This window comes from Pirellulales bacterium (genome assembly GCA_035939775.1).
Lineage (GTDB): Bacteria > Planctomycetota > Planctomycetia > Pirellulales > DATAWG01 > DASZFO01.
This window is the reverse complement of sequence record DASZFO010000276.1, coordinates 1-3,117: the sequence shown is the minus strand read 5'-3', so window position 1 is coordinate 3,117 and position 3,117 is coordinate 1. Positions and strand designations below refer to the sequence as shown.

The window sequence follows — 3,117 nt, the reverse complement described above, 5'->3', positions numbered from 1 at the left end:
GATCGACGGGCGAGCCGTTGGGCATGCCGTAGGTGAAGCCCGAGGTATGACGCATGAGGTCGCGGATCGTGACGGCGCGCTTCGCCGCGATGGTCTGGTCCTTGCCGGCGTGCACTCGCAGGTCCCTCAGTTCCGGCAGGTAATTGCCGACCGGCTCGTCGAGTTTGAGCTTCCCCGCTTCGACCAACACCAGAGCGGCCACCGAAGTGATGGGCTTGGTCATCGAGTAAAAGCGGAAGATCGCGTCGGGCGGCATCGGCTTGCCCGATTTCAGGTCGAGCTTTCCGAACGGTTCGAGAAAAGCGATCTTTCCGCGACGCGCGACGAGGATCACCGCGCCGGCGATCTGCTTCTTGTCGACTTGGACCTGCACGATTTTCTTGATCCGTTGCAGTTTCGTTGATGACAGGCCCACTTCGGCCGGCGCGACCCGCGGCAGTTCGGCGGCGCGGGGTTGATCGAGAGCCCCGGTGGGCGCCCAAAATGCGCCCAGCAGAATCGTGTAATTCGTCAATCGCATCGAGATGGGGCTCGTCACGGTGAACCTCTCCGGTGGTTGAGATCACGAAGCCCGGTGGCGAGTTGGTTTTCGTTTCAGGCGAACGAGGGCGCGACGCGCCCAGGCCAGCCGGCTCTCGTAGCCCATGACGCCGCCTTCCAGAGCCAGGCTCGCGGAGACGGAGTTTGTCGCTCGCTGAATGTCGAGGTGTTGACGCAACGTCGGAACGTAAAAAGCGAGTTCTTTTTCGAGACCTTGCAGGAACGGCACGCATGAACTGCGGCCCAGAACGCTTTCCAAAAATGCAAATCGCAGGGCCAGTTCCGGCATGCCGCGAATCATGTCGGCTTGAGTGATCGGCTTGCGGAGCCACTGCTTGAGCGCGCGACGTCCATGGGAAGTCAAACGAAAGAGTTTGCGTCGTCGCACGGAAGAAGTTGTCTCGATGTGTCCGCGGATCAACTTGGCTCGCTCGAGCCGTGCCAGCGCGGGGTAGATGCTACCCGGACTGTCGCTGAAGCTGCCCATCGGTGTGTCGGCGAAGACTTTCCGTAGGTCGTAGCCGCTGCAAGGCTCTCGATCATGGACCAGGCCGAGAAGGGCGAATTCCAATAAGGATAATGAGGTCCGCGGCATAGTACGACACGTACTATAACGACGCGTATCATTGCTCACAAGCGCCGGTCAAAAGCAACGAGCGCCATGGAGAATCAGGCACCGTCGGGCTCAGGCAAAACGCTCTACGGAATCATCCAGGGCACGACGTAAGCCTGCAGCAACACAAGTAAGCCGACGAGGATCGCCAGGCCTAGACTGTGGAGGAAGACGTAACGCAAGACGTCGGCCGGGCTCACGGGAGCATGTCGCACTGCCGACTGCGTCGTGCTGGTGGCGACGCTGGCCACGACGATGCTTTGAGCGTCGATCATCTTTCCCATCACGCCGCCTGAGCTGTTGGCGGCCGCAGTCAGGATAGGCGAGACGCCGATGCGGCCGGCGGCCACGCTCTGCAGGTTGCCGAACAGCACATTGGAAGCCGTATCACTCCCCGTGAGCGCCACGCCGAGCCATCCCAAAAGGGGCGAGAAGAACGGAAACAAGACGCCGGTGTGCGCGAGCGCCAGTCCCATCGTGGTGTCCATGCCGCCGTAGCGCGACGTCATTCCGAGGGCCAGCATGGCCGCGATCGTCAAGAGAGACGTGCTCACGCGTCGTAGCGTCCGCCCGTAAATGCGCACAAGGTTGACGGGAGTGACCCCAAGGCACAGTCCCCCGACGATCCCCGCCAAGAGCAGGGCCGTCCCCGTCGCCGACAACGCCGTGAGCTGGAAGACCGCCTCCTCCGCCTTCGGCGCCGGCACAACGGGGGGCACGCGGACAACGCGTTCGTCGAGATAGGGGACCGGAATCCGCCGCGTCCCGATCCGATCAAGCTCCGTCTTTACCGCCGGCAGACCCCAGAGAAAGACAAAGACGCACAAGAGCACCCAAGGCATCCAGGCCACGAGCGACTCGCGACGCGAGGGATGCGAAACGACGATCGGCTCCTCGTCCGCGAATTGCCAGGACGTTCGCGGCTGCCAGAACCGCAGCAGCGTGACCATGGCCAACACCGAAACGATGGCCGCCACGATGTCGACGAGCCAGGGGCCGTGGTAGTTGCTCATCAAAAACTGGCCGGCGGCGAAACTCGCGCCGGCGACGAGGCAAGCCGGCCAGACCTCGAGTGTCCTCCGCCAACCGGCTAGCACAATCACGAGCCAGAAGGGAACGATCAATGAAAAGAACGGGAGCTGTCGCCCAACCATCGCGCTCAGCGTGTGGAGGTCGAGCTCGGTAACGCGTGCGAGCGCAATCAGCGGAGCCCCCAGCCCGCCGTACGCCACCGGAGCGGTGTTCCCCAAGAGCGACAGCCCGGCCGCGTGCAGCGGCTTGAAACCGAGAGCGACCAAGAGCGCGGCCGAGATGGCAACAGGCGTGCCGAAGCCGGCCGCTCCCTCGATGAAGGCTCCGAAGCAAAAGGCGATCAGGAGCGCCTGGATCCGCCGATCGGTCGAGAGCGCAGCGATCTGCTGCTTGACGATCTCGAATTGGGCTGTGTGCACGGTGATATCGAAGACGAAAATCGCATTGAGCACGATCCAGCCGATCGGCAAGAGGCCGAAGGCGACTCCATATCCGGCCGCGGCGACGGCCAACTTCGCCGGCATCCCGAAGACACCGATGGCCAGCGCCATCGCCGAAGCCAGGCCGCACAATGCGGCGACGTAGGCCCGCGCGTGAAAGAAGCCCAGCAACCCCAGGAGCACGATGACCGGCACGGCGGCCACGAGCGCTGAGAGAAAGATGTTGCCCAGCGGATCGTAATTGTGGACCCAGGTCATCGGGCGCAGAGTAGACCGTTTTGCCGTCTTGTCCGCCAGTCCAAAACGCTTGGCGGAACTGACCTTCGACGCTCCAGCCTCGCATCGCGATCCGGCAGAACGGTTTCGTTTGCCTGCGCCGGCGCTTTCGGGCGAGCGGAATTGCTCGCGGCCCCGAAAAGTTTTCGCAGTACGCCTGTATCCCCCCGTCTGCCGCAATGATTGACAATTATTTTCAGGTGGATACCCTTATCG

Annotated in this window: 3 protein-coding genes; all 3 read right to left on the bottom strand. The window is 62.7% G+C overall.

The features are described from left to right. Nucleotides 1-538: serine hydrolase domain-containing protein (locus VGY55_17220; GenBank protein ID HEV2971722.1), on the bottom strand; the 538-nt coding region annotated here is incomplete at its 3' end. A gap of 24 nt (nt 539-562) precedes the next feature. Next, nucleotides 563-1,135 carry a PadR family transcriptional regulator gene (locus VGY55_17215; protein HEV2971721.1) on the bottom strand — a complete coding sequence of 191 codons (573 nt, stop codon included), beginning with the start codon at nt 1,133-1,135 and terminating at the stop codon, nt 563-565. 104 nt (nt 1,136-1,239) lie between these two features. Next, nucleotides 1,240-2,883, bottom strand: coding sequence for an L-lactate permease (locus VGY55_17210; GenBank protein HEV2971720.1), 1,644 nt, complete (start codon nt 2,881-2,883; stop codon nt 1,240-1,242). Between the last annotated feature and the right edge of the window lie 234 nt (nt 2,884-3,117).

Excerpts from the sequence above, each read along its gene's own strand:
- VGY55_17215 (HEV2971721.1), bottom strand. The coding sequence starts at position 1,135 with ATGCCGCGGACCTCATTATCCTTATTGGAATTCGCCCTTCTCGGCCTG.
- VGY55_17210 (HEV2971720.1), bottom strand. The coding sequence starts at position 2,883 with ATGACCTGGGTCCACAATTACGATCCGCTGGGCAACATCTTTCTCTCA.